The sequence below is a fragment of the Myxococcus sp. CA051A genome (assembly GCF_013336705.1).
In the GTDB taxonomy this organism is placed as follows: Bacteria; Myxococcota; Myxococcia; order Myxococcales; family Myxococcaceae; genus Myxococcus; species Myxococcus llanfairpwllgwyngyllgogerychwyrndrobwllllantysiliogogogochensis.
Map to the genome: position 1 here is coordinate 144,851 of NZ_JABUMS010000011.1, position 19,745 is coordinate 164,595.

The window sequence follows — 19,745 nt, forward strand, 5'->3', positions numbered from 1 at the left end:
CTCTACTTCTTCGCGGGAGGCAGGACTCCCGCTTCCTTCGCCTGGAGGAGCGCCTGCGCAAGACGGGCCCCGTCACCTTCGGGCTCCAGGTCGATGGCGGCCTTCAGCTCCTTGAGCGCCTCCGGCACCTTGCCGAGGAACAGGAGCGCCTCTCCCACATGCGCGCGCGGCAGGGACGCCTGCGGCGCCAGTCGCTGCGCGGAGCGGTAGGCCTGCAACGCCTTGTCGTGACGGCCCTGCGCGAACTCCACCGCGCCCAGCCCCAGCTGCGGAACCTCGCTCCTGGGCATCAGCGCCGCGGCGCCGGAGAAGATCTCCTTCGCCTTGTCGAACTGCCCCATGTCCAGCCACAGATAGCCGGCCTCCAGCAACACCATGGCCTGCTGGCGCCCCAAGGGGACCAGGCTGTTCGAGATCTCCGAGACGCTCTCCGCCATGGACTTCGCTCTTCCTTTCCTGGCCCGGGTTGGAGGGAAGCGGCGCCGCTCCCCTCCCCTCCGGGCTCGCGCCCGCCACGCCCCGAGGGCTTAGCGGACGTTGCTGATGGAGTTCTTGATGCAATCGTGCCGCGACTTCATCACGTTGGAAATAGCCGTGAAGGTCTGCGACTCCTGCTGGATGGCCGCCTGCAGGTTCAGCAGCTTGGAGTTCTCCGCCGCCATCTGGTTCAGCGAGAAGTTGCCGCCGACAGTGTCCGACGTGCTGGTGCCCAGCGCGCCCGTGCCCGGACCCGCGACACCACCACCGACGCCACCCGCCACGCCGCTGATGCCGGCCGCGACGCCGCCACCCATCGACGGGGCCACCGTGCCGCCGCCCATGCCGACCGCGGTGCTCATCACGCCCGCGTAGGGCGCGCTGCCAGAGCCCGCGTTGTTGGACAGGGTGTGAACCGAGGAGACCGCCGCGGACACAATCTGACCGCCCGGAATCATGCCGGCCACCGCGCCGACGCCCGTGCCCACCGCGCCCGCCGCGCTGTTCAGGCCGTTCTGAAGCCGAGCGCCGAAGCCCGTGTTCGGGGTCTGGCGCGCCGTCGTGACGTTGGTCGAGAGCCGGACGCCGGGACCCATCATGTTGTCGATCTTCGCCATTTCATCCTCCAGGCGCTGCGAGAAGTAGACAGAGCTCCCGGATGATCCAGTGCTCTTTCCCTGATTATCGGCCCAGCCCTCCGCCAGTTGCCTGTCCGTGGCGAAAAACCGCGACTCAACGGGAAAACCCCGTCATTTCCGACCCTTGGAACCCTTCGCCTCGGCGATCAGCCGCTCGCGGGTATCCACCAACAATTCCAGCAGCTGCTCGGCGTGGGTCAGCGCGGCCTGGGCCTTCTTGCCCGCGTCCACCTTGGGCCCCTTGAGGGCGGCCAGGCCGTCCTTCAGCGGGTCGAACAGCGCCCGGACGTCCTCCGCGGGGGTCGCCTCGAGCAGCGACTCGATTGCGGGGTACGAGGGCACGGGGAGCTCCTGGGACGGGGAGGGAGCGGAGGGCTTGGCTGACGGGGGCATCGCGGAGGGGGTCTCCTGTCGGGCCAGCGGCCAGGGGGCCGATGGACGCTTGCCGGCGTGACGCTAGGGGAAAAGCCCGTCCGCCCACAAGCCGCCTGAGGCCTGCCCTCGGGTCCACCCTGCCCATGGCCCACCGGCAGGGGAGGGGCCGGGCACGCGCCGACCTTGCCCCCCCAGCCCTGTCCCCTTCCACGGTCGCACCTAGCTTTTGGAACAGCGGAGGGACCGATTGCATCACGCACACCCCTCCGTCGCACTCACACAGGAGACTCTCCCATGAAGAAGCTGGTTGGGGTTTTCGCGGCGATGGCGCTGATGGGGTCCGGCGCGGCGATGGCGAACGATGACAAGACCAAGCCGCAGCAGGACCCTGCGGCCCAGGGTGGCTCGGGCACCTCAGGTACCGGGAGCACGCAGCAGGACAGCTCCATGCAGCAGGACAGCTCCATGGGGGGCTCTGGCTCCACCATGGGCTCCAGCGCCATGGGCCAGAAGGAGCTGAGCGGCAAGGTGGTGAAGGCCGAGAGCAGCAAGGTCTTCGTCCAGGACGCGCAGGGCGCGGTGGTGACGCTCGACATCGACAAGAGCACGACGTTCACCGACCCGACGCTCAAGAAGGCCAAGGACCTCAAGGAGGGTCAGGAGATCCGGGCCAGCTTCGAGGTGAAGGAAACGAAGAACATGGCCAAGAGCATCTCGCTGTCGGGCACTGGCGGCGCGGGCACGGACGTCATGACGCCTGACCCGACCATCAACCAGCCCGCCCCGGACACGGGCACCCAGGACCCGGGCGCCCCAATGGAGGAGCCGGGCACCGGCGGCTCCGGCATGGGGACCGACAAGAACAAGGACATGGGGACCGGCACCTCCGGGGACAAGAGCACCAGCCCCGACACGTACTGAGCCGACGGACCGGTACCCGTGACGCACGTCTTCCCCCGAGACGGGGATGAGCAGGGCCCGCGGCCTCCACAGGTCGCGGGCCCTGCTTGCGTTCACTTCATTCAGTATTGACTGAATGGTCTGAACGAACTAGATGCCGGGCGCCACCCTGGCCCTTCGCGGACGTCTGTCGCGCGCGGCCTCCTCGGGTGAGACGGAGGCCGGGAATGAAGGAGCTGGGCGCCGCGGAGCAGCGCTTCATCGAATCGATGGGGCTGTACTTCGAACGGCAGGGCAGCACGCGCATCGGCGGGCGCATCCACGCGCTCCTGATGCTGACGGACCAACCGCTGTCGCTCCAGCAGATTGCCCGCGTGCTCAAGGTGAGCGCGGCCTCCGTGTCCACCAACATCCGCGCCAGCATGGCGATTGGACTGGTGGAGCCCGCCAGCGTGCCCGGAGACCGGCAGCACTACTACGTCGTGAACAACGACGGCTGGGAGAGCCGGCTTCGCACCGCGGAGGACAGCGTGAAGGCGTTTGTCCGCGTGTGCCAGGAGGCCCTCCGCGCGCCGCAGCTCGCGCACAAGCAGCACCTGCTTGAGGCGGCGGACTTCTGTGAATTCTACCTGGCCGAAATGGCCGGCATCGCCGAGCGGTGGCGCGCCTCGCGCGGCGCCCGCCCCTCGCCCCGCACCCCCAAGGCATCGAAAGGACGCACCGCATGAACGCCGCAGTCGCGCAATCTCCCATCGTCTCCATCACCAACGTGACCAAGGACTACACCCTCGGCAAGGTGGTCGTCCCGGCGCTGCGAGGCGTGGATCTCCAGGTGCATCCCGGTGAGTTCATCTCCATCGCCGGCCCGTCCGGCAGCGGCAAGACGACGCTGCTCAACCTCATCGGCTGCGTGGACACCGCCACGTCGGGTGTCGTCAGCGTCGCCGGCCAGGACACCAAGCAGCTCACGGAGCGCCAGCTCACGCACCTGCGCCTGCACACCATCGGCTTCATCTTCCAGAGCTTCAACCTGGTGTCGGTGCTCAGCGTCTTCCAGAACGTGGAGTTCCCGCTCCTGCTCCAGCGCAAGCTGGACAAGAACCAGCGCAAGGAGCGGGTGAATCAGCTGCTGGAGCAGGTGGGCCTGGCCCATCACGCCAAGCACCGCCCCAACGAGCTGTCCGGCGGCCAGCGTCAGCGCGTGGCCGTGGCGCGCGCGCTCGTCACCCGGCCCCAGCTGGTGCTGGCGGACGAGCCCACCGCCAACCTGGACTCGGTGACGGGCCAGCACATCATCGACCTGATGAAGGAGCTGAACCAGAAGGAAGGCACCACCTTCATCTTCTCCACCCACGACGCCAAGGTGATGAACCACGCGAACGCCGTGGTGCGTCTGGCGGACGGCAAGATTCTGGACCGGCTGACCCCCTCCGAGGCGAAGCGGGCCCTGGCCGTGGGCGCGGAGGGTCACTGACATGGGCCAGCTCCGGTTGCTGATGCAGGTGGCCTTCCGCAACCTGTTCACCAGCAAGATCAACATCCTCATCGGCGGCATCATCTTCTTCGGCACGTTGCTGGTGGTGGTGGGCGGCGCGCTGCTCGACAGCATGGACAGCGCGATGAGCCGCAGCATCATCGGCAGCGTCGCGGGCCACCTCCAGGTCTACTCGGACGACTCCAAGGACGAGCTGAGCCTGTACGGCGGCATGAGCGGAGAGCCGGACCTGGCGGTGCTGGACGACTTCAGCCGCATCAAGCCCGTCCTGGAGAAGCACCCCAACGTGAAGACGGTGGTGCCCATGGGCACCAGCGGCGCGCTCATCACCTCCGGCAACACGGTGGACCTGACGCTCGCGCGCCTGAGAGACCTCTACAAGAAGCGCGCGGAGGAAGGCGAGTCCCCTGCCCTTCGCGCGAACATCGACAGCGTCACGTCACACGTGCGGCAGATGGTGTCGCTCATGGAGGAGCAGCGCAACAAGAGCCGCGAGCTGCTCAGCTCCGCCGCCGTGGACCCGCTGGAGGTGGAGGCCCTGGCGCGCGCTCGCACCGACGCGTTCTGGGACACCTTCGAGCAGGACCCGTTCGCCTCGCTGGAGTTCCTGGAGAACCGGATCGCCCCGCAGCTTCCGGACGGCGACCTCCTGGACATGCGCTACGTGGGCACGGACCTGGACTCCTTCCAGCGCACCTTCGACCGCATGGAGATTGTCGACGGTCAGCCGGTGCCCCAGGGCAAGCGCGGCATGCTGCTGTCCAAGTTCTATTACGAGAACTTCCTCAAGCTGAAGACGGCGCTCCGGCTGGACAACATCAAGCAGGAGCGGGACCTCAACCAGAAGCGCATCGACACCGACCCGCAGCTGCAGCGCTGGGTGAAGGAGAACCAGACGCAGCCACGGGAGATCCTCTTCCAGCTGGACCCCATCAAGACGCGGCAGGCGGTGGAGCGGCTGCAGAAGGTGCTCGGCAGCAAGGAGGCCTCCCTGGAGAAGCTCCTGTCGGAGTTCCTCACCACCACCGACGACAACTTCGACACGCGCTACCAGCAGTTCTACGCGGAGCTCGCGCCGCTGTTGGAGCTGTACCGCATGCGCATGGGTGACAACCTCACCATCACCGCCTTCACGCGCACCGGCTACGTGCAGAGCATCAACGTGAAGATCTACGGCACCTATCAGTTCAAGGGGCTGGAGAAGTCCGCCATGGCCGGCGTCATCAACCTGATGGACCTGATGTCCTTCCGGGAGCTGTACGGCTACCTCAGTCCGGACCGCAAGGCGGAGATCGCCGAACTGCAGAAGAACAGCGGCCTGAAGGCGGTGGACCGCGCCAACGCCGAGGAAGCGCTCTTCGGAGAGGAGAGCGGCAACACGCTGGTGGCGGAAGCCACGCCGGGACTCATCGAGGACTCGAAGGCGTTCGAGGGGGCCCTGGGCTCGCTGCGCCGGGACGACCTGGCCTCGCGCGTCTACTCCCAGCAGGAAATCGAGCAGGGCGTGGCGCTCAGCGCGGCCATCATCCTCAAGGACCCCGAGCAGCTCCAGCAGACGATGGAGGAGCTGAAGCAGGCCTCCACGGCGGCGGGATTGAAGCTGCGCGTGGTGTCGTGGCAGCAGGCCGCGGGCCTCATCGGCCAGTTCGTGCTGATGGCGAAGCTGGTGCTCTACTTCGCCGTCTTCATCATCTTCATCGTCGCGCTGGTCATCATCAACAACGCGATGATGATGGCCACCCTCCAGCGCGTGCGCGAAGTCGGGACGATGCGGGCCATCGGCGCGCAGCGCTCCTTCATCCTGAGCATGGTGCTGGTGGAGACGGTGCTGCTCGGCTTCGTGTTCGGCGTGGGCGGCGCGCTGCTCGGCAGCGGCATCATGAGCGCGCTGGGCAGCGCCGGCATCCCCGCCGGCAACGAGGCGCTGTACTTCTTCTTCTCCGGTCCCCGCCTCTATCCCACGTTGAGCGCCGGCAACCTCATCGCGGCCTTCGTGATTGTCCTCCTGGTGTCCGCCATTTCCACCCTCTATCCCGCGTTCCTCGCGACGCGGGTGTCGCCTCTCCAGGCGATGCAGACGGACGAGTAAGGCCATGTTCCAACTCTTCCTCATCGCATTCCGAAACCTCGGCACCCACCGGCGGCGCACGCTGCTGCTGGGCGGCGCCATCGCCGGCGTCACCGCGCTGCTCGTCATCCTCATGGGCCTGTCCACGGGCATGAAGGAGACGATGCTGCGCTCCGCCACCACGCTCGCCACCGGCCACGTCAACGTGGGCGGCTTCTTCAAGGTCACCGCCGGCCAGGCCGCGCCGGTGGTGACGGCCTACCCCAAGATTCTCGAGCTGGTGCGCAAGGAGGTGCCGGAGCTGGACTACGCCGTCCAGCGCGGGCGCGGCTGGGCGAAAATCGTCAGCGAGTCCGCCTCCATGCAGGTGGGCGTGGGCGGCATCGACGTGAAGGACGAGCCGGGCTTCCGGCAGGTCCTGCAGATCCACGAGGGCAACATGGACGGGCTGAACGAGCAGGGCACCGTGCTCCTGTTCGAGAAGCAGGCCAAGCGGCTCCAGGTGAAGGTGGGCGACACCGTCACCGTCTCCGCCCCCACGATGCGCGGCACCAACAACACGGTGGACGTCCGCGTCGCGGCCATCGCCACCGACGTGGGCATGATGAGCGACTTCAACGTCTTCGTCCCGTCCAACACGCTGCGCTCGCTGTACCAGCTGCGCGACGACACCACGGGCGCCCTCTATCTGTACCTCAAGGACGTGAACCAGGTGCCCGTCGTCCAGGCGCGGCTGCGCACGGTGCTGGCGGACGCGGGCCACCAGCTCATGGACAATGACCCTCGCGCCTTCTGGATGAAGTTCGAGGTCGTCAACCGCGAGGCGTGGACCGGACAGAAGCTGGACATCACCAACTGGGAGGATGAGCTGTCGTTCATCACCTGGACGCTCACCGCGCTCAACGGGCTGACCGGCATCCTCATCTTCGTGCTGCTGGTCATCATCGGCGTGGGCATCATGAACACGCTGTGGATCGCCATCCGGGAGCGCACCCGGGAGATTGGCACGCTGCGCGCCATCGGCATGCAGCGCACCCGGGTGGTGGCGATGTTCCTGTTCGAGGCGATGACGCTCGGGGCGCTGGGCACCCTGGCGGGCGCGCTCATCGGGCTGGCCGTCTGCCTGGGCGTGGACGCCGCTCACGTGGGCGTCCCGGCGGCCGTGGCGATGTTCATCATGTCGGACCGGCTGCACCTGGTGGTGAACGCGGGCTCCGTCGTCGGCGCCATGGTGTTCATCACCACCTGCACCACGCTCATCTCGCTGATTCCCTCCTTCCTCGCCGCGCGCCTCAAGCCGGTGACGGCGATGCACCACATCGGATGAAATCCATGAGCCTCAAGAATCTGCTGTCCGCCGCGGCGCTGTCCGTGGCCATGTTGTCCGCGCCCGTCGCGCTGGCCCTGGAGCCGGCCGCCATGACGCAGATGCTGGCGACCATCGATGACCGTCAGCGCAACGGTGGCGACTACAAGTCGCTCATCTACATGGAGCAGAAGGAGAAGGACAAAACAGACAACGTGCGCGAGGCGTTCGTCTACCGGCGCGACGCGGACGACAAGCTGATGATCCTCTTCAGCAAGCCCAAGACGGAGGCGGGCAAGGGCTACCTGCGGATGGACAAGAACCTCTGGAGCTACGACCCCAACGTGGGCAAGTGGGAGCGCCGCACCGAGCGCGAGCGCATCGCCGGCACCGACAGCCGACGCGCCGACTTCGACGAGTCCCGTCTGGCCGAGGAGTTCGACCCAACCTACGAAGGCGAGGCGAAGCTGGGCAAGTTCACCGCCCACAAGCTGCTCTTGAAGGTGAAGCCCAACGTGGACGTGGCCTACCCCCTGGTCAAGATGTGGATAGACAAGGACACGAACAACATCCTCAAGCGCGAGGACTACGCCCTGTCCGGCCGGCTGATGCGCACCGCGCTCTATCCGCGATGGAAGAAGATCTTCAGCGAGTCCAAGGGCGCCGACGTCTGGTTCCCCGAGGAGATCCGCTTCTATGACGAGGTGGAGAAGGCCAACTCCACCATCATCCTCATCAAGTCCGTGGACCTGCGCCCGCTGGAGGCCAACCTCTTCACCAAGGCCTGGCTCGAGAGCAAGAGTCGATGAGCCCGCGCAACCTCACCCTGGCCACGGCCCTGTCCGTGGTCCTCGCCGGCACCACCGCGCTCGGGCAATCCGGGCGGCCGGACGAGAATGCCCTCTTCGGGGGCGAGGACGACAAACCCGCCCAGGCGGACACGCCCGGGGAGGCTCCCACGCCGGGGCGTCCCAGTGACGACGAGGTGTTCGGCGAGGACCCCGCGCCGTCCGCGGATGCCGACGCGAGCAACACGGGCGACGCGACCGAGCGGCAACCGCCGCTGACCACGGCTCCGCCCGAGCCGGGAGACCGGGACTCGCAGGCGCTGTCGGGGCCAGGGACGCGCAGCGCTTTCGACTCCGATGAGGCCGTGGACGACCCGCTGAAGATTGGCGGGCAGTTCTACATGCGCGGCTTCGCGGCGGCGACGGAGGGGACGTCGTTCGGTGACACGTCGTTCTCCGCGCCCACCCTGGTGGACGGGTACTTCGACGCGCGGCCCATGGACCGGCTGCGGGGCTTCGTGGTGGGGCGGTTGAGCTACGACCCCACCGTGGCCACGCAGACGGGCACCACGGACAACAACACGCCGTCCAATCCTCGCGTGCTGCTGGACCAGGCCTGGCTCCGCTTCGATATCGAACGGACCCTGTTCCTCACCATCGGCAAGCAGCATGTGAAGTGGGGCACGGGGCAGATCTGGAACCCCACCGACTTCCTGTCACCGCAGCGGCGCAATCCGCTGGCGTTCGTGGACCTGCGCACCGGCGTGTCCATGTTGAAGGTCCACGTTCCCTGGGAGGCGAAGGGCTGGAACTTCTATGCCATCGCGGTGATGGATGACCTGGGCACCGATGCGGGCGCGCTGGTCGACAACACGGGAGGCGTTCCGCCCCCCGTGGCGGCCGACCCGGTCAACCGCCTGAGCCGTATCGGTGGGGCGCTGCGCGCGGAAGTCGTCCTCGGGCCCGCGGAGTTCGGCGCCAGCGCCGTGGCACAGCGGGGCCGCAAGCCGCGCTTCGGGTTCGACCTGTCCTCGGCGTTGGGTCCCATCGATGTCTACGGAGAAGTGGGCATCAAGAAGGGCACCGAGCGCCCCTTGTACCGAATCCCCGCCGGAACCACGTACGAGGAGATCATCAAGGACACGTCGCTGGTGGAGGCCTATGTCCCCTCGGGGCTCACGCCCCAGGTGACGGGTGGCGCCAACTACAGCTTCCCTTACGGCGACAACGACATCGCAGTGCTGGGCGTGGAGTACTTCTACAACTCGACGGGCTACACGAGCTCCTTCGGCTATCCGTACCTGATCGCGGAGGACGCCTTCCAGCCGCTGTATCTGGGCCGCCACTATGGTGCCGCGTACCTGTTCCTGGACCGGCCCGGGTCGCTCGAGCGCACGTCCTTCAACTTCTTCACGCTCAGCAACCTCTCGGACAAGTCGTACATCAGTCGGATCAACGTCACCCACCGCGCCCTCAGCTACCTGACGGTCGAGGCCTATGGCGCCGTTCACTACGGCCACAAGGGTGGTGAGTTCCGACTCGGCTTCTCGGTGCCCGACGTCGACGTCAACGGGGAGACCGTTCATGGCCGCACCCTGGCGGCGCCCACCTTCGAGCTGGGCGCGGGGTTGCGCATCAGCATCTGACGCGGACACCTCGCGCAGTGGAGTTTCAGGGACCGCGTCTCCTATTCCCGGGGACGCGGTCCTTCGTTTTCGGGGGCAGGTCGCCGCCCGGGCGGGCCAACGAGGGGCGCTTGGGCCGACGAGGTGCCGGAGAATTCATGCAGTGAACATCCTTCCGGCATGCACCTGTGGATCGCCATCGCCGCCGGATTGAGCCTCGCGCAGGGTCAGAGCGAGGCGCCCTACCCTTCCCCCACGGATCCGTCCAACAGGGGCCCCGCGGCTTCGGCCCTGCGGGATGCGAACGAGCAGGCCGCCGAGGCAGCGGACGGCGCATGGCTCCCTCCCAACTACGTCCTTCAATCTCCGATGGCGGATGGGACGGCGCCCTATGGGCCCTACAGCATCACGCCTGCTCTTCCGGATGGCGATGCCCCGTCGACTTCCGGCGAGGTGGCTATCGACGAAACGTATCGGAACTATGAGCCCATCCCCGCCGAGGTGCCGGAAGGCACGGGGGGCAGTGGGACGGATGACTCCGATGCTTCATCAACGACCTCGGGGACGACAGGCGGAGATGCCCCGGGCGTGGGTGGTTCGGGCAATGTGACAACAGGACAGGGGGCGGGCTCGGATGACTCGGGTGATGCTCGGGTTTCGCAGCCAGGTGGCTCGAACACCGAGGCCGTGGCTCCGTCGTCGGCATCGCAGGCTGGCGGGCTGGATGGAACGGCCGGCACGGCGCCGCAGACCCCGATTCCGAGCGGACAGGACTCGTCCGACGTTTCAGGCACGGACAGCGCTGGCCAGACAGGAATCGGTGGTTCTGGCACGGATGCCACGACCCAGCCCAGCACTCAGGGCTCGACCGGCGACTTGGACACGAGCGGGACGACGGCTCCCGTGGATCCCATGGGGACTGGCGGCTCGGGTACGAGCACCACGACGCAGCCCGACAACCAGGGCGCGACCGGTGGCACGAGCACGACGACGCAGCCCGTCAACCCGGGCACGACCGGCGGCACGAGCACGACGACACAGCCCGATAATCAAGGCGCGACGGGTGGTTCCGGCACGGAGGCCACGACACAGCCTGATAGCCAGGGCGCGACCGGTGGTTCCGGCACGGAGGCCACGACACAGCCTGATAACCAGGGCGCGACGGGGGGTTCCGGCACGAGCACGACGACACAGCCTGACAGCCAGGACTCCCTCGGTGGCTTTGGGCCCACTGAAACAGAGCAACTCGATGGACAGGGCGGCGCGGGCGCGTCGGGCGACACATCGACCGCGCCGGCTCAGCCGCAGCAACAGTCTTCCGTGAGCGGGCAGCAGAATGGAAACACCGCCGCGAACCCTTCGGCCCAGGCCACCGAGCCCGCCACGGACGCGGAGGTGACCCAACTGCGGAATCGCCTTCAGCAACTCGAGGAAGAACTCAAGACACGCGACACCCAGATTGAACAGAACGCCCAGGCCACCCAGCAGCAAGTCGACACGTTCGGCGAGCGCGCGGTCGAAACCGAGCGCTCACGTCAGCAGCGGCTCGCCGCAATCCAGAGCGCGGGGGAGTGGATGCTCGCGGCGGATGCCGCGCTCCAACAGGGCGAAGACGATGTCGGCAACGCGCTGGACATCGCCGACAGCGCCTTCGCCAGCGTCCGCGACAGCGCCGCCGAGTTCGGCCAGGGGACTGTCATCGTTCATGCTGAACGCGCCCGCGCCCTGATCAACCTCGCCCGCGACGCAGCCGGACGCAGCGACACGTATTCCGCGCGACGCGCACTGCAAGATGCCGGCGTCGAACTCAGCCTCGCTCGCAGCGCCAGCCTCGGCAGGTCCGGCACGGGCAACTCGTTGCTCACTCCGTGAAGCCAGCCTCGGCAGGTCCGGCACGAGCAACTCCCTGCTCGCGCTGTGACACCAGCCTCGGCAGGTCCGGCACGGGCAACTCGCTGCTCACTCCGTGACGGCGGCCTCGGCACGTCCGGCACGGCCAACTCCCTGCTCGCGCCGTGACACCAGCCTCGGCAGGTCCGACACGGGCAACTCGTTGCTCACTCCGTGACGCCGGCGAAGCACCTGGCTCACGAACGAAGCGACCGCACAACGCAGCACCTTCCGCGCACGACACCGGCGAGGCGCCTCACGCATGAGGCGCCTCAACCGATGGTGCGACCTGATGCTCACGGCGTCTCGCGGAAGATGAGCAACCCTCGCGACGAATCCGTCGCGTACACGTACCCATCCCCGGGAACGTTCACGCTGTTGAGCCCCTCGAAGAACGAGATGCCACGGCCAGCATCCGTCTCACGCCAGGTGTTGTAGTACGCCACCTGCCGCGGCACGCTCGGGTTGCTCACGTCCAGCACGCGCAGGCCATCCTGATAGTGCGCCACGTAGAGCTTCGCTCCCGACAGCGCCAGCGCGCGGATGGAAACCTCCGGACGAATCCGGAACTCACCCACCTGGAGCACGTTCGCCGGAGACGCGACATCCAGCACAGTCAGGTGCGCGTCCCAGTCCTCGCCAGCGGAGAAGGCCAGCGTGCGGTCACCCACCGTGCCCACCGCCACCGTGCGCGACGTGCCACCACTGAACCGCCCCAGCAGCTTCGGCGTCGACGGCGTGGTGATATCCGACACCGTCACGCCGTAGGTCCAGTTGCTCACGTACAGGCGATTGCCCACCGCCATCACATCCATCGGCACTTCACCACCCTGCGGCTGCGCTCCCTCGACGAAGTAACGGTCCACCAGCTTCGGCTGCACCGGCGTCGTCACGTCGAAGATGAGCACCTCTCCGTTGGGCGCGGGCGACGCCGCGAACAGGAGATTCCCCTCCACCGCCAGCGACACCACCTCCACCGCCGGGTCCGCCAACGCACGCAGGAAGGCGGGCGCCGCCGGATTCGCCACGTTGTAGAGGGCCAGGCCATTCTTCTGGCTCGCGACGAAGAGCGTGGTGCCCTTCACCGCCACGTCCGTGTAGACGTCGTTGCCCGGATTGCCCTCGCCCACCCGCCGCGCCTCGGCCGGGTTGGTCACGTCGAAGACGAAGAAGCCCTCGGGGCCCGCGGGCACATAGGCGTAGCCACCCGACACCGTCAAATCCCGCGCGGCGCCGCGCGGCAACGCGAGCTCCTTCACCAGCTCCACGCCCGACGACTCGCCTTCGCCCGCGTTGCGCTCCAGGCGAGCCCCCTTGAAGGTGCCCTGCAGGTCCAGCGCTCCGTCCACACACCGACGGAACGTTCCCTCCAGCTTCGTCGGCGCACTCGCCTCGCAACCCGCGAACGCGTAACGCACCGTGCGGCCGTACGTGTCCACCACGTCGGCGGCCAGATAGAAGGTGTCCTCCGTGAGCTGCTGCTCCGTCACCGACAACCCCAGAATCTGGGCCCCTGAACCGCCCGACAACTTCAGCGCTCCCGCGGAGCCCGAGCCGTCGTTCAGTTCAACATTGACGTTCCACACCCCGGTGGACTGCACCGAGGCGAGGCTTGAACGCTGACAGGCCGACAGGTTGATGGCGGCAAGATGACACTCCGCCTTGTTCTTGGAGTCGTCGTCCTTGCCGCAACCCAGGGCGAGGACCAGCGTGCTGCTCAGTAGGAAGAAGCGTCTCATGGCCCGTATGCATACCGGGCGTTGGAACCCAACGAAAGCCCTTCCCTCTTTCTCCCCAAGGGAGCGGCGACGTCCACCGCCCGGCAAGTAAACGAAAAGAAATTATCGAGGTGCTTGTATAGGCTCACTCCTGAGAGCGAGCCTCCTAGGAAGCACCTGTCTCGCCAGTACCCCACCCCAAGAGGTGACCTTCGTGAACCCCCGTCTCCTCGCTGCCGCCGCGCTGACCCTGCTCCTCCCGGAGCTGGCGTTGGCCCAGGTCTTCGTCGTGCCTCGTCGCCCGGGCAAGACGCCGGTGAACAGCTTCGAGTTCGAGTGGCGGCACGTCGACATCCTCGTGGGCCCACAGGCCACCGGGGTCGCCAAGCCTCCTGACAGGACGGCGCATGAACAGCCGCCCGAGGCACAAGGGGGAGCCAACCCCGACGCGCCCACCACCCACCCCCAGACCGGCGACACGAAGTCAGTCCCGGCGGATCCCCCCACCGGCGCCGACCCCTCCACCACCCTCTCCCCCAGCCCCGCACCTCAGCTCGCGGAGCCGCAGGACTCGGGCACGCCTCCCACGGGAGCCGTCGCGGACAACGAGGACGGCGGCACGCCTCCCTCGGGCGCCACCGCGGGCGTCACGGGCGGAGAGGACGGCGGCACGCCCCTGAGCAGCGCGCTCGGAGACGGCGGCCCGGCCCTCGGCAGCGGGCCCGCGCTCGGTGGCCCCGCGCTGGGCGGCAACCCCGACGGCGGCTTCAACTACACCTATGCGAAGTCGCTAGGCGCGAAGGCCGGCGGCGTGCGCTTCTACTTCTACGAGCGAGAGCGCGTCGTCGCCGAGCGCGCCGCGCCGCTCATCGAAGAGGCGTACCGGTACCTGGTGGACACCTTCCAGTACGTCCCCACGGAGACCTTCCCGTACATCCTCTACAGCAGCTACCAGGAATTCCTTCAGACGAACCTCTTCCCGCTGTCCGAGGGAACCCTGGGTGTCACCAGCACCGAGGACCTGAAGCTCACGCTGCCGTACCTGGGTGATCACCGACTCTTCGAGGAAATCAGCACCCACGAGCTCGCGCACCAGTTCACCATCCAGAAGACGCGCACCGTGGCCGAGCAGGCCAAGGTGTTCGGCGACCCCCTCCAGGCGATTCCGCTGTGGTTCATCGAAGGTATCGCCGAGTTCTACGCCAAGCGCGGCATGGACCCCGAGGCGGAGATGCTCGTCCGGGACCTGCTCGTCAATCCGGACCTCTACAAGGGCTACGCCTTCCTCGACTTCTTCTCCCCCGGGCCCTACGGCTACCTGTGGATCTACAAGGTCGGTCAGGTGCGCGTGGCCTTCCTCGAGGAGGAGTACGGCAAGGGCTTCATCCAGCGCGTGCTGGAGGACTCGCCCCGGCTGGTGGGCGGCTCGAAGGACTCCCCGTCGCTCAAGTTCGAGGAGCTGCTGGAGCGCCTGACGGGGGATGATCCGAAGCGGCTGTCCGCGCGGTTCGAGAACTGGCTGAAGCGCCGGGCCTACAAGACGTACCTCGGCTCGGAGCAGTCCGCGCCCGCGCTGGACCTGCTCGACAAGGCCCCGGGCTACATCACCGCGATGTCCAGCTCGCCGGACGGCACCCTGCTGGCGCTGCGCACCATCGTCCCCGAGACCGGCGAGAGCCGGCTGTATGTGATGGACCCGCGCGCGCCGGACAAGGCGGTGAAGGTGGCCGGTGACGGCGTGCCCGGCGTGGAGTCGCTGCACCCCATCTCCGGCCGCAGCTTCGCGCTGTCCAAGGACAAGCTGGCCTTCGTCGCCGAAATCACCGGTCGCGACATCATCTACGTGCAGGACTACAAACACACCGTGGAGAAGCGCGCCAACGACGTGCTGGTGCGACGCAACCCCATCCGCACCGGCATCGACCGGGAGGTGGGCACGTCGGTGCAACTGGAGGTGGGCGACCGCAAGGCCTACCGCATCGACAAGCACGGCATCCTCGCGGCGTACTCGCCGGCCCTCTCGCCGGATGGGCGCTACGTGGCCTTCATCGGCATCCAGGACGAGGGCCTGCGCGACGTCTACGTCATCGACCTGAACGCGAGCCCGGACGCCAAGCCCCTGCAGCTCACCGACGACGTGTTCTCCGAGCGCCAGGTAACGTGGGGCCCCGCGGGCATCGTCTTCACGTCGGACGCCACGTCGCACCGCAAGTTCAACCTCTTCCGAGTGAAGCTGGACGCACCCCGCCAGGTGGAGCGGCTGACGAGCGAGGAGCGAGACCACGCGGACCCGCTGGCCCTGGTCGACGGCCGCGTGTTCTTCACCGCCTTCAACAACAGCAGCTCCGACCTGCACGAGCTGATGGCGGATGGGCGAATCGTGCGCCGTACGGACCTGACCACCGGCGTCTTCGAGCCGGGCCCCGGCCCCGAGGGTGGCCTGTGGATGCTCTTCCACGTGTCGGGTGAGCGGAAGCCCGCGGTGCTCAGGCCTCCGCGCATGCTCGCGCTCGACGTGGCGCCGGAGCCTCCTCCGGAGCCGCCCAACCCGCTGGCGGTGCGCCCGCTCACGGATGCGCAGGCGTACGAGCCCTTCGCGAGAAAGAACCTGGAGTTCGGCCCCATCTTCGGCTTCGCGGGCGCGGGCGGCGGCGGCTTCGTCGGTCAGCTCTTCGCGGCGGCGAGCGACCGCATGAGGGACCACCAGTTCATCCTCACCCTGGCGGTGTACGGCAGCTTCGATTTGACGGACGGCTACATGCTGTACATCAACGACGCGGGCCGGACGACGTGGGGCGGCGGTCTGTTCCAGTCGCTGCGCTTCCGCGTGGACCAGACGTTCGACGACCTGCCCGTCTTCTTCACGTCGGCGGAGCGGTACTTCGGCGCGCTCGGCAGCCTGCGCTATCCCCTGAGCACGTTCTTCTTCGTCCAGGGCGACCTGAGCATGGGCGGAACCAAGTACTTCCTCGACGACCAGACCGAGTTCCGCCTCTTCTTCGCGGACCGCAACGAGGCCAACCGGGAGCTGCTGTCGCTGTGGAACGCGAAGAACGGCTCCATCCGCTTCCAGACCGAGCTGAGCGGACAGGTGGGCTACGACAGCCTCAAATACCACTACGCCACCGGTCCGCTGTCGGGCAGCTCCGCGTTGTTGGAGATGACGCTGGGCGTGCAGCCCTTCGACAGCGAGGCCTACGGCAACCTCCGGCTGGATGCCGAGCGCTACTTCCCCATCTACGGCCGCACCCACCTGTTCCTGCGCGGCGGCGCGGGTACGACGCTGGGCGGACGCTACGCGCGCTCCTACTTCCTGTCGTCGTTCGACACCCTGCGCGGCGTGAACTTCGGCGACGAGCGGTGGCTGCTCGGCCGCAACTTCACCTACGCCACGCTGGAGCTGCAGCTGCCCCTCAACGACATCATCCGCGTGGCCTTCCTCAGTGATTTGGAAGCCATCGCGGCGATGGACGTGGGTGGCGTGGGCAACAGCGCCGAGGACCTGTGGGACCACCGCGTGCTCAACGCCGTCGTCGGTGTGAACCTGGCGCTGGGGCCCCTGCTGCTGCGGCTGCACTTCGGCAGGCCGCTCGACATCGGCGCCAAGGCCGGCAAGCCGGACTCCGGCTGGGTGACGAACTTCTCGCTGGGAATCGCCGGCCTCAACGGCTTCTTCGACCAGGGGAACACCGGCGCGACGAACAACGGCCCACCCCAGGGCGGGTCCCCCGCGCTGATGCCGGCGCAGGGTGGTGGCTACACCTCGCCTCGGCACTGAGGCGACAAGGCCGCCCCGCTCCCTTCATCGGGTGAGCGGGGGCTGGTGAGGCTTGGGGACGCGGCGTCAGGACTGCGCGGCCACGAGCGCCGCGTTGGCCTTCGCCATGGGCCCGCCGTCATTGGGGATGCGCTCGAAGTCACCGCGCAGCGCCTTGATGGCGAACTTCTCCAGGTCGATTTCCCGGCGCGAGCGGATGCCCAGCGCGCGCAAGGGAGCGGACAAGGGCCCGAAGCCGAAGACGCCGTGCTGGAGGAGGACTCCCGCGGCCACGGCGCTCAGCACCCGCCACCGGCCGCCATCCTTCTTGCCCAGCAACAGGCCCAGCGCCCCCATCGCGGCCGTGCCCACCATGACGGCGCGGTTGAGGTCCCACTCGCGCTCCAACCGTTGGAGGTAGCGACTCATCTCCGGCCGGTCCGCGTGCGTCGCCATGTGCCGCACGCACGCCTCTACATGCTCGTCGATACGGCGGTTCACCATCAGCGGCGTGTGATTGCGGGCGGAATCAGACGACTGGTTCCAGGTCTCCATCGCGGGCGTCTCCCTGTCGCGGCGCTCCCCTCTTCCTGAAGAAGCTAGGCCCGACGTTCCGCGTCGGGAACAGCGGTGGGAAGAAGGGAAGAAGGCTTCCCTGCCTGCCCGCCTGCCCCACCAGGGAGGCTCGCGTGCGACGCAGCTCCTTCTCAAGAAGCCCTCACGCCGACCCAGGGGTCGACAGGTCCTCAGCCCTCCAGGGTGAAGCAAATGACCGGACCAGGAAGGGAAATCCCTTTCATCAACTACCCACCCCACGGCGTCTCAGGGCACTGGCTTCGTTCACTTTCGAGCGGCGCACGTCTCCCTCCATGAGGCACGAGCCTTGCTCAACACCCGGCGATGACTCGCTCACGACTCTTGCTCTGCCTTCCGGTGATGTGGCTGTGGGCTTGCGGCTCTGGAGCCCCGTCCTCGCCCACTCAATCGCCTCCCGTCATCATCGAGGAGCCGCCTCCAACAAATCCGCCCGTGGAACCTCCGCCGGTGGACCCGCCCCCCGTGGACCCTCCGCCCGTGGGCCCGCCTCCGGTGGACCCGCCCCCCGTGGACCCGCCTCCGGTGACGCCCGAGGCCCAGCGGCCCTTCACGATGCCAGCCTTGCAAGCGAGCGTGCCCGAGTACGAGCTCATCATCCCCGAGGCGGCGATGAAGAAGTTCGAGGCGGACGTGTGGACGCCGGAGCAGGACGCCGTCTTCAAGGCGGGCGGGACGACGTATCAGGTGAAGGTGCGCCTGCGAGGTGCCTCCGCGCGCTACTTCCCGAAGAAGAGCTGGAACGTGAGCTTCGAGAAGGACGCCCGGTTCGAGGGACGCACGTCACTCAACCTCGTGGCCGAGTACGCCGATGCGACGATGCTGGCGGAGAAGATGGCGTTCGACTTGATGGCCGCGATGCGCGTGCCCGCGTCCAAGGCGACCTACGTGCGCCTCAAGCTCAATGGCCAGTACCAGGGCGTGTTCCTGGACATCGAGCAGGTGAACAAGGCCTTCCTCAAGGCCCACGCCTTCGCGGACGACGATGCCACCATCTACCGGTGCGGCTGGAAGGACTGCGAGCTGAAGACGTGGAAGGTGCCCTACCAGGGTGACTGGACGAAGAAGACGAACGAGCAGCAGCCGGACGACGCGCTCCTCGCCATGCTGGACGTCATCAACCACACGCCGGAGCCCCAGTTCGCCGAGGCACTGGAGAAACACCTCCAGCTCGAGCACTACCTGCGCTCCATGGTCCTGGACGCGTTGATGTCCAACAACTTCGTCGAGGACTCGGAGAGCTACTTCATCTACGACCGGGCCGTGGCGAAGTGGTCCTACGTGCCCTGGGACCTCAACAACGTGGACGCGCGCTGGTGGTACCTCAATCCCGTGGAGGGAATGAGCACCAGCTCCAACAACATGCGCCACCCGCTGTTCAACTTCACGCTGACGGACGCGTGGACGGAGAGGATGTACCTGCAGCGCAAGACGGAGACGCAGTCCTATCCCGGCTACCTGCCCGTCTTCTCCAACCTGGGCACGCGCGTGCTGGCCAACCCCGCGCTGCGTGAGCAGTTGGGCGCGCGGCTCGACAAGGCGCTCGACGAGCTGTTCACCCCCGAGGTGATGAACCCGTACATCGACGCGCTGCACGCGCTCATCACCCCGCACATGCGTGGAGCCCCGTACACCGACTTCGCCCAGTTCCAGGCGGGCCGCGACTACATGAAGCGCTACGTGAAGGAGCGCCGGACCTTCGTGGAGAAGGACTGGGCGCGGCTGAAGGCCCAGGGCTCGCCCCTGGTGTTCGAGGCGTTCGACCCGGTGGCGGGCTGGGTGGACGTGGGCAACCGGGGCACGGTGGCGCTGTCGCTCAAGGGCATGGTGCTGACCACGAACCTGCGGGTGAGCCTGGCGCAGAGCGACCATGCACCCACCCTGGTGAGAACCCCCGTGGGCGCGGTGCTGCCGGACGTGACGGTGGCCCCGGGCGCGAAGGTGCGGCTGAAGCTCTCCGAGCTGGGCATCCAGTTGATGCCCAAGGGGGAGCTGGGCCTGTTCGATGGGAAGTCCGTCGTGGGCGTGAAGGACTTCCTCTTCTACGGCGCGCTGCGCGCAGGTCAGCAGTACGAGCGCGGCGACAAGGGCTGGGAGGTCCGCTGAGCCGGAGT

At 67.5% G+C, this 19,745-nt stretch carries 15 protein-coding genes; 10 read left to right on the forward strand and 5 right to left on the reverse strand.

Features of this window, described 5'->3' with window-relative positions; genetic code table 11:
* Window positions 1–2: 2 nt before the first annotated feature.
* From HUA74_RS29400 to HUA74_RS29410, 3 genes are all read right to left on the reverse strand, one after another.
* Window positions 3–437, reverse strand: a complete 435-nt coding sequence (locus HUA74_RS29400; protein WP_141649237.1) for a tetratricopeptide repeat protein — start codon at window positions 435–437, stop codon at window positions 3–5.
* A 90-nt stretch (window positions 438–527) separates the two neighbouring features.
* Window positions 528–1,094, reverse strand: a complete 567-nt coding sequence (locus tag HUA74_RS29405; RefSeq protein WP_141649236.1) for a hypothetical protein — start codon at window positions 1,092–1,094, stop codon at window positions 528–530.
* A 132-nt stretch (window positions 1,095–1,226) separates the two neighbouring features.
* Window positions 1,227–1,457: a hypothetical protein gene (locus HUA74_RS29410; RefSeq protein WP_371745608.1), complete on the reverse strand. Its 231-nt coding sequence runs from the start codon at window positions 1,455–1,457 to the stop codon at window positions 1,227–1,229.
* Window positions 1,458–1,784: 327 nt separating this feature from the next.
* Between HUA74_RS29410 and HUA74_RS29415 the strand changes: the two genes are divergently transcribed.
* The 8 genes from HUA74_RS29415 to HUA74_RS29450 all read left to right on the forward strand — a co-directional run bounded on the left by HUA74_RS29415 (window position 1,785) and on the right by HUA74_RS29450 (window position 11,544).
* A complete protein-coding gene (locus tag HUA74_RS29415) occupies window positions 1,785–2,411 on the forward strand; it encodes a hypothetical protein (RefSeq protein WP_174457195.1) in 627 nt (208 codons plus the stop codon).
* 206 nt (window positions 2,412–2,617) lie between these two features.
* Window positions 2,618–3,118, forward strand: a complete 501-nt coding sequence (locus HUA74_RS29420; protein WP_141648439.1) for a GbsR/MarR family transcriptional regulator — start codon at window positions 2,618–2,620, stop codon at window positions 3,116–3,118.
* Window positions 3,115–3,864: an ABC transporter ATP-binding protein gene (locus tag HUA74_RS29425; protein ID WP_141648440.1), complete on the forward strand. Its 750-nt coding sequence runs from the start codon at window positions 3,115–3,117 to the stop codon at window positions 3,862–3,864. Before HUA74_RS29420 ends, HUA74_RS29425 begins: the two co-directional genes overlap by 4 nt.
* Before the next feature lies 1 nt (window position 3,865).
* Complete coding sequence (locus HUA74_RS29430) at window positions 3,866–5,974, forward strand: ABC transporter permease (protein ID WP_174457196.1); 2,109 nt, start codon at window positions 3,866–3,868, stop codon at window positions 5,972–5,974.
* Window positions 5,975–5,978: 4 nt separating this feature from the next.
* Window positions 5,979–7,280 (forward strand): FtsX-like permease family protein, encoded by a 1,302-nt coding sequence (locus HUA74_RS29435; RefSeq protein WP_174457197.1) that lies wholly within the window; start codon window positions 5,979–5,981, stop codon window positions 7,278–7,280.
* 5 nt (window positions 7,281–7,285) lie between these two features.
* On the forward strand, window positions 7,286–8,068 hold the full coding sequence (locus HUA74_RS29440; protein WP_174457198.1) for an outer membrane lipoprotein-sorting protein: 783 nt from the start codon (window positions 7,286–7,288) through the stop codon (window positions 8,066–8,068).
* On the forward strand, window positions 8,065–9,693 hold the full coding sequence (locus tag HUA74_RS29445) for a hypothetical protein (RefSeq protein WP_174457199.1): 1,629 nt from the start codon (window positions 8,065–8,067) through the stop codon (window positions 9,691–9,693). The genes HUA74_RS29440 and HUA74_RS29445 overlap by 4 nt, the downstream gene beginning before the upstream one ends.
* A 159-nt stretch (window positions 9,694–9,852) precedes the next feature.
* Complete coding sequence (locus HUA74_RS29450) at window positions 9,853–11,544, forward strand: hypothetical protein (protein WP_174457200.1); 1,692 nt, start codon at window positions 9,853–9,855, stop codon at window positions 11,542–11,544.
* Window positions 11,545–11,858: 314 nt separating this feature from the next.
* Here the strand turns inward: HUA74_RS29450 and HUA74_RS29455 are convergent, their stop codons facing one another.
* Window positions 11,859–13,301, reverse strand: coding sequence for an LVIVD repeat-containing protein (locus tag HUA74_RS29455; RefSeq protein ID WP_174457201.1), 1,443 nt, complete (start codon window positions 13,299–13,301; stop codon window positions 11,859–11,861).
* A gap of 193 nt (window positions 13,302–13,494) precedes the next feature.
* Here HUA74_RS29455 and HUA74_RS29460 point away from each other — a divergent pair, with 193 nt between their 5' ends.
* The gene (locus HUA74_RS29460; RefSeq protein ID WP_174457202.1) at window positions 13,495–17,058 is read left to right on the forward strand and encodes a tolB protein precursor protein; all 3,564 of its coding nucleotides are present in this window, start codon (window positions 13,495–13,497) and stop codon (window positions 17,056–17,058) included.
* Window positions 17,059–17,124: 66 nt separating this feature from the next.
* On the opposite strand, the gene HUA74_RS29465 is transcribed toward HUA74_RS29460, so the two are convergent.
* Window positions 17,125–17,592 (reverse strand): DUF2892 domain-containing protein, encoded by a 468-nt coding sequence (locus HUA74_RS29465; RefSeq protein ID WP_174457203.1) that lies wholly within the window; start codon window positions 17,590–17,592, stop codon window positions 17,125–17,127.
* A 345-nt stretch (window positions 17,593–17,937) separates the two neighbouring features.
* Between HUA74_RS29465 and HUA74_RS29470 the strand changes: the two genes are divergently transcribed.
* Window positions 17,938–19,737 (forward strand): CotH kinase family protein, encoded by a 1,800-nt coding sequence (locus HUA74_RS29470; RefSeq protein WP_174457204.1) that lies wholly within the window; start codon window positions 17,938–17,940, stop codon window positions 19,735–19,737.
* Window positions 19,738–19,745: the final 8 nt, after the last annotated feature.

What these genes read in the sequence shown, in the direction of transcription:
- HUA74_RS29400 (WP_141649237.1), bottom strand. Translation starts at nt 437, where the DNA reads ATGGCGGAGAGCGTCTCGGAGATCTCGAACAGCCTGGTCCCCTTGGGG.
- HUA74_RS29405 (WP_141649236.1), bottom strand. Translation starts at nt 1,094, where the DNA reads ATGGCGAAGATCGACAACATGATGGGTCCCGGCGTCCGGCTCTCGACC.
- HUA74_RS29415 (WP_174457195.1), top strand. Translation starts at nt 1,785, where the DNA reads ATGAAGAAGCTGGTTGGGGTTTTCGCGGCGATGGCGCTGATGGGGTCC.
- HUA74_RS29420 (WP_141648439.1), top strand. Translation starts at nt 2,618, where the DNA reads ATGAAGGAGCTGGGCGCCGCGGAGCAGCGCTTCATCGAATCGATGGGG.
- HUA74_RS29425 (WP_141648440.1), top strand. Translation starts at nt 3,115, where the DNA reads ATGAACGCCGCAGTCGCGCAATCTCCCATCGTCTCCATCACCAACGTG.
- HUA74_RS29430 (WP_174457196.1), top strand. Translation starts at nt 3,866, where the DNA reads ATGGGCCAGCTCCGGTTGCTGATGCAGGTGGCCTTCCGCAACCTGTTC.
- HUA74_RS29435 (WP_174457197.1), top strand. Translation starts at nt 5,979, where the DNA reads ATGTTCCAACTCTTCCTCATCGCATTCCGAAACCTCGGCACCCACCGG.
- HUA74_RS29440 (WP_174457198.1), top strand. Translation starts at nt 7,286, where the DNA reads ATGAGCCTCAAGAATCTGCTGTCCGCCGCGGCGCTGTCCGTGGCCATG.
- HUA74_RS29445 (WP_174457199.1), top strand. Translation starts at nt 8,065, where the DNA reads ATGAGCCCGCGCAACCTCACCCTGGCCACGGCCCTGTCCGTGGTCCTC.
- HUA74_RS29450 (WP_174457200.1), top strand. Translation starts at nt 9,853, where the DNA reads ATGCACCTGTGGATCGCCATCGCCGCCGGATTGAGCCTCGCGCAGGGT.
- HUA74_RS29455 (WP_174457201.1), bottom strand. Translation starts at nt 13,301, where the DNA reads ATGAGACGCTTCTTCCTACTGAGCAGCACGCTGGTCCTCGCCCTGGGT.
- HUA74_RS29465 (WP_174457203.1), bottom strand. Translation starts at nt 17,592, where the DNA reads ATGGAGACCTGGAACCAGTCGTCTGATTCCGCCCGCAATCACACGCCG.
- HUA74_RS29470 (WP_174457204.1), top strand. Translation starts at nt 17,938, where the DNA reads ATGACTCGCTCACGACTCTTGCTCTGCCTTCCGGTGATGTGGCTGTGG.